Origin of the sequence: Clostridium sp. D53t1_180928_C8 (assembly GCF_015667795.1) — a bacterium.
Lineage (GTDB): Bacteria > Bacillota > Clostridia > Clostridiales > Clostridiaceae > Clostridium.
In genome coordinates this window covers 21,686-28,012 of record NZ_JADPEL010000040.1, presented here as the reverse complement: position 1 = coordinate 28,012, position 6,327 = coordinate 21,686, and the positions used below count along the sequence as shown (strand labels likewise).

General features: G+C 27.0%; 7 protein-coding genes. All 7 read right to left on the bottom strand.

Annotated features, from left to right (window positions below; translation table 11 throughout):
• Window positions 1-92: 92 nt before the first annotated feature.
• Entirely contained in the window at window positions 93-398 is a 306-nt protein-coding gene (locus I4V51_RS16445; protein ID WP_195989519.1) for a hypothetical protein, read from the bottom strand.
• A gap of 56 nt (window positions 399-454) precedes the next feature.
• Complete coding sequence (locus I4V51_RS16440; RefSeq protein ID WP_195989518.1) at window positions 455-1,333, bottom strand: polysaccharide deacetylase family protein; 879 nt, start codon at window positions 1,331-1,333, stop codon at window positions 455-457.
• A gap of 655 nt (window positions 1,334-1,988) precedes the next feature.
• Window positions 1,989-2,171, bottom strand: a complete 183-nt coding sequence (locus I4V51_RS16435; RefSeq protein ID WP_195989517.1) for a hypothetical protein — start codon at window positions 2,169-2,171, stop codon at window positions 1,989-1,991.
• A gap of 163 nt (window positions 2,172-2,334) precedes the next feature.
• On the bottom strand, window positions 2,335-2,676 hold the full coding sequence (locus tag I4V51_RS16430; protein ID WP_195989516.1) for a zinc ribbon domain-containing protein YjdM: 342 nt from the start codon (window positions 2,674-2,676) through the stop codon (window positions 2,335-2,337).
• Window positions 2,677-2,817: 141 nt separating this feature from the next.
• The gene (locus tag I4V51_RS16425; protein WP_195989515.1) at window positions 2,818-3,666 is read right to left on the bottom strand and encodes a MurR/RpiR family transcriptional regulator; all 849 of its coding nucleotides are present in this window, start codon (window positions 3,664-3,666) and stop codon (window positions 2,818-2,820) included.
• A 213-nt stretch (window positions 3,667-3,879) separates the two neighbouring features.
• Entirely contained in the window at window positions 3,880-5,409 is a 1,530-nt protein-coding gene (locus tag I4V51_RS16420) for a sodium:solute symporter (RefSeq protein WP_195989514.1), read from the bottom strand.
• A 28-nt stretch (window positions 5,410-5,437) separates the two neighbouring features.
• On the bottom strand, window positions 5,438-6,304 hold the full coding sequence (locus I4V51_RS16415; protein ID WP_195989513.1) for an N-acetylneuraminate lyase: 867 nt from the start codon (window positions 6,302-6,304) through the stop codon (window positions 5,438-5,440).
• Window positions 6,305-6,327: the final 23 nt, after the last annotated feature.

Here is a 6,327-nt window from a genome sequence, read left to right as displayed (position 1 = left end):
ACTCCTAACGTTATAAATCTATTATAAATAGAAAAACCCTATAGGGTAGACTTTTTTTATCATGTCTACTCTATAGGGTACATTTTATAATTTTACTTCCTTATCTTTTTTTTAACACCTTCTATTAAGTATTCTAAATGACTTACATCAAATTTTTCTCTTTTTATCATCTTTAATCTTTCTTCTGCTCTTTGTGCTGTTTCTAGTGCCTCTGAAAAATCTTTTCCCTTTATTGCACTATTTGCATACTCTATTAAATAATCAATTTTTAATACCATTTCAGCTAAATCTTCTCTATCATTATTAACTAATTCAATTAAAAGATCATAAACCTTTGGTGAGACCTTATTTCTAGAATCTCTTAATAAGTTATTATTTCTACTAGTTATCTTAGCCATTTACTTTACCTCCGAAAGTATAATATTAATTCATTTTATTATATTATAACTTATGTCTAGTAAATATACTCGGAAAATATTGAAGAAAAACTTTCTATGCTCATTGGATATATTCTAACTCTCTTTAACTGATGTAAACCATCACCTATAGAGCTTATTCCTCCTTTAGTAGTAGTTGCCGCTTTAATCCCTAGTTCTTTTTGGATTTCAATAGTTTCATCATTATACTTTCCAACCGGATAACATAAATAGTTTCCATCTGATCCTATATTGTTTCTTAGGAAATCCTGTCCCCTCTTAATTGAATCATAAGCATCCTCTCTAGATAGCTTATCTAGCTCTAAATGATTAGCTGTATGACTTTCTATAGACATTCCTGCCGCTTGCATTTCCTTTAACATATCAGAAGACATGTAATACCCATTGTCTACACCATCAGTTATAACAAAAAATGTAGCTTTTAATCCATGATTTTTTAATGACGGAAAAGCACTAGTATAATTATCTGAGTAACCATCATCAAATGTTATTACTACAGGTCTTTTAGGGACCTTACCTGTCTCCATAGCCTCTAATGCTTCATCTAAGTTCATTGCAGTAAAGCCATTTGCCTCTAACCAAGCCATTTGCTCCTCAAACATACTTGGAGGTACTAATAAGTTATTATTAGGATCTTGATCACTTATAGAATGATACATAAGTATAGGTATCCTTACTTCTTCTGGTGCAATATTTATGTATTCAATTTCTTTTTCTTCAACTTTAACTTCTTCTGATTTATCTTCTTCTACCTTCTCAACATCATTATTAGTTTGTTGTTGTTCATTGTTAGTTTCATCTATTTGTGTTTTATTACTTTCTTCATTTTTTCCACAAGAAACTATTCCTAAAGTCATTAACAGAATAAATGAAATTACTACTAAAAATTTTTTCATAATTTTGTCTCCTTATTTTTTATTTTACTGAAGTAATTTTAACTTAAATAATTAATTTTGTAAATAAATTACTTTTATTAACATTGCAATATTTTATTTATAAAATTTCATTAATTATTTTTTTCGTAATTTATCAATAAATTTTTATTCTATTTATTTTTTCTTTTTAAATATAAATTCATTTTACTTTTTCCTATTTTTTATATTTTAACATTTATAACGCCTTATTTTTTCTGTATAACAAATTAACAAATTAATAAATTATTAATTTGTTAATTTATTCATTTCTAAAACAATTACCTTTTATACATAAAAATATTTTTTAATTTTTCATAAAATTCTTAATTTTAAAATAAAAGAATTATAAAAAGTAAAATAATTCTTTTACTTTTTTTGTAATTATTTTTTTAAAAAAATATATAAAAAATAGATGTAGCAAATATTTTTACAATTAATTACATGTATATATTATACTTTTATTACAATAAAAAGATTTAGTATAATTTTGTAAAAAAATCTGTTTTTTATAGAATTTTTGTATATATTTTTCATATTATAACACTTTTTCTCTATCCAGTTTAATCATCCAATTTAATTTTAGATGTATAAAAAAATATCTAGCTTTTAAACTAGATATTTATTAGAAACCCATATATTATTTACATTCTTGTAATAACTTATTTAATTTATTTTGAACTAACCATAATTTTTTTTGCTTTCTATTGAATGCAACCATTTTATTTTTGTTATTTTTGCTTTCATCAAGCAATTTTATATACTTTTCATCTGCTATTTTTAATGCATCTTCAATTACTAAAAGTTCATCTTTAGTAAACATAAATTATCGCCTCCAAACAATCAAATTTTACATATTTATTATATCATAATATATTTTAAAGGTAGCAATATTATATACTATTAAACTATCCAAATTACTAAATAAAAAGAGCCATTAAGAACACCTAACAACCCTTTAAATTTACAATATATTAATTTTTATGTTATATCTTCTTTACAACTGATGATTTTAACTTCATAGCCCCAAAACCATCAATTTTACAGTCTATATCATGACCATCTGTTACATCATATAAAAGACGTATGTTCTTAACCTTAGTTCCTTGCTTTAATGCTGAAGATGCACCCTTAACCTTTAGATCTTTAATTATTGTAACTGTATCTCCATCATTTAAAACATTTCCATTAGCATCCTTAATAATGTTTGCTTCTTCTTCAGCAGCTTGACCTGCAGCAGTCCACTCATGACCACATTCTGGGCATATTAAAAGACTTCCATCTTCATAAGTATATTCTGAATTACATTTTGGACAATTTGGTAACATAATTTCATTTCCTCCGTTCATTATGGTTAATTTAATATATAGCTTATTTTACATTATTATATACTATCACAGTATTCTACTCTTTACAAACCTTCATATCTAAACATTACTGTCTATAATAAAACACCTTTATTTAAATAATTACTTACCAGTTAACTTTCTAACAGCTTCTGTTGTTTTAATTTTTCTTTCCATTGCATCAGCATATCTTTCTTTAACTAATTGGCTATATACCAAATCTATTAAAAATATTTGAGCTAATTTTGTTGCTACTGCCCCAGTCTCAAATATAGTTTCAACAGAAACATATGATAAATTTATATCTGATATATCCTTTAACCTTGAAGGTGAATTTTGAGTTATTGATATAACCTTAGCTCCATTTTCTTTAGCTAACTTTCCTGCTTGTATTATTTCTTCAGTTTCTCCTGAATGAGAAATTGCTATTATTAAATCATCCTTATTAGCTATAGAGGACATCATAACCATATTATGACTATCATCATAACAATTGCTGTTGATTCCAATTCTCATAAACTTATAATTAGAATCCTGTGCAACTATACCAGAATACCCAATACCAAAGAAATAAATTTTCCCTGCTTTTTCGATATACTCAGCACACTTCTGAATATCATCAAAATTAGTTATTTCCATGGTTTTTTCTAACACATTAATATTACATTGTAATAATTTTTGTGCAGTATCCTTCACACTCTCATCATTAGTTATGTTATTATTCAGAATTCCCTTTCTTTCGTTATTAGATATTTCCTTAGCTAAAGTTACTTTAAAGTCTTGGAATCCAGAAAAACCAATTTTTTTAGTAAATCTAGTTATTGTAGCTTCCCCAATTCCACTTTCCTTTGCTATTTCCGATATTGATTTGTATATTACCTCTTCTATATTACCCTTAATATAATTCATTAACTGTTTATCAGATTTAGTCGCTTTGAATCTTGGTGTTTCTAATTGACCAAGTATACTCATTCAACCACTCCTTACTTACATTATATAGCTACTATTTTACCATCAAATTATACATATTGTAAGTTTTAATAAGCTAGTATATACTGTTATATAAAAATTTATATAGTACTTCTAGTATTTTTATATTATTTTCATTTTAAACAAGCTATATTTTATTTTTTTATATAATTTAAGGGAGTATTTAAATACTCCCTTAAATTTAACAATACTTAATTATACAACTTTTCTAGAATCTTCTTTAAAGTCCTTTTTAAAGTATATAGTTGTGTTATCCTCTGTCTTGTAAGCCCTTTTATTCATATTAATTTGAATTGAACTTACTAAATATCCAACTATAAGTGAAACTGATATAGATATTAATGAATATGACCATGAAGTAACATTAGGTACTTTATACTTTAATACTACAACTATTATAGCTGATACTATAAACCCTGCATAAGCTCCCATACTTGTAGCTTTCTTTGTGAATGCCCCTAATACAAATGTACCTGCTAAAACTCCAAGCACTAATCCCATAAAGCTATTAAACCACTCATATGCTGATTTAATTTCTCCATTAGCAAGAATAATCGCTACTGCTATTGCTAATATTCCCACTCCTAAAGATATGTATTGAGCTACTTTTGTTTGTTTTTCTGAACTTATATTCTTAGAAAAAACAGTTTGAATATCTAAAGCCCAACTTGTTGCAACTGAGTTAAGTCCAGTTGATAAAGTTGATTGTGATGCTGCATATATAGCTGCAAGTAATATTCCTGTTATACCTACTGGTAATTGGAAAGCAATATATGATGCAAATATTTGATCTTGTTGTGCTGTTTGTAGTAATTGCGGATTTTGGTTATAAAATACAAATAATGCTGTTCCTATTAAATAGAAAACTGTTGCTAAGAATATTGATAATACACCATTTCCATAAGTCATTTTCTTTAATTGCTTTAAATCTGTTGTTGTTGTAAATCTTTGAACTATATCTTGACTTGATATATATGATGAAAATGTGTTTATACCAGCACCTACTATTATTATAAATACACTACTTTTAAATATATTTATATCAAATATAACTTCTTTTGGTGCTAAGAATTTTCCTGAGCCAAGTGCTTCAAATACAGACCCTAATCCACCGTTAATATTGAATATTAAGAATCCTAATGCGAAAACAACTCCAACTATTAGAACTATACCTTGAATAAAGTCTGTCCATAATACTGATTTTAATCCTCCAGTATATGAGTAAATAATTGCTATTATCCCCATAACTACTATTAAAATATTTACATTAATTCCAGTAAGCTGAGCAAGTACTACTGATGGTAAATACATGATAATAGACATACGTCCTATTTGATATACAATAAACATTACTGCTCCAAGTACTCTAAGACCTTTGCTTTTATATCTTTTCTCTAGATAATGATATGCTGTATCAATTTCTAACCTACTATATAGGGGTAAGAAATATCTTATTGTAATAGGTATTGCAATAAGCATACCAAGTTGAGCAAACCATAAAATCCATGTTCCACCATATGAGTTACCGGCTAATGATAAAAATGATATCGGACTAAGTAAAGTTGCAAATATAGATACGGAAGTAACCCACCATGGGATTGTTCCATCCCCCTTAAAGAATTCTTTTCCCTTCATTTCCTTTTTAGAGAAAGCCAATCCTGCAAATAATACCGCTGCTAAATAAACAACTAAAACCACCATGTCTATCCATGTAAAACCGACCATAATATCTCCCTCCTATTCTATTTTAAGTTTAAAAATATTTTTTATTTATTTCCTTAGATCTTTCGATCATTTTTTCTGTAGCTTCCTTCATAGGCTTTCTACAATATCCTGAGTCTACACCTTGTTCTGCAAGTAATAATTTTAATGTTTGATATAATCCATTATCTAAAATATCACTTATTAAATCATTGGTTACATGTTGAACCTCTAAAGCTTCTTCTACTTTACCTTCTTTAGTTAATTCAAATATTTGCTTAGCTCTCTTACCATTTACATTAAATGTTGAACCTATAGCTCCATCAACCCCTAATACTGTAGCTGGTAGCATCATTTCATCAAATCCTGCATAAATTAATTTATCGGGGAATCTCTTACGCATTCTTTCTAATAAATAGAAATCTGCTGCTGTAAATTTAACACCTATAATCTTTTCATTTTCAAACAGCTCAGCAAATTGATCTAAACTCATATTTACTCCTGTTAAGAATGGAATTGAGTATATAATTAATTTGTTATCTACTGAATTAATTATTGTTTCATAATAGTATTTAATCTCTGCAAAATCGAATTTATAATAGAACGGTGTAACTGCTGATATAGCATCATATCCTAGGTCTGTAGTATATTTAGCAAGTTCCACTGCTTCCTTTAAATCAATTGAACCAACTTGAGCTATTAATTTAACTTGATCTTTAACTTCATCTTTAGCAATTCTAAATATTTCTTTCTTCTCTTCAGTTGAAAGCATGAAGTTTTCTCCAGTACTTCCTCCAACGTATAAACCATCAACTTTACAATTAACAATATTATGTCTTATGATTTGTCTTAATCCCTTTTCGTTTATATTTCCTTCCTTATCAAATGATACTAATAATGCTGAATAAATTCCTTTCATAATTAACCCTCCACATTAAAACG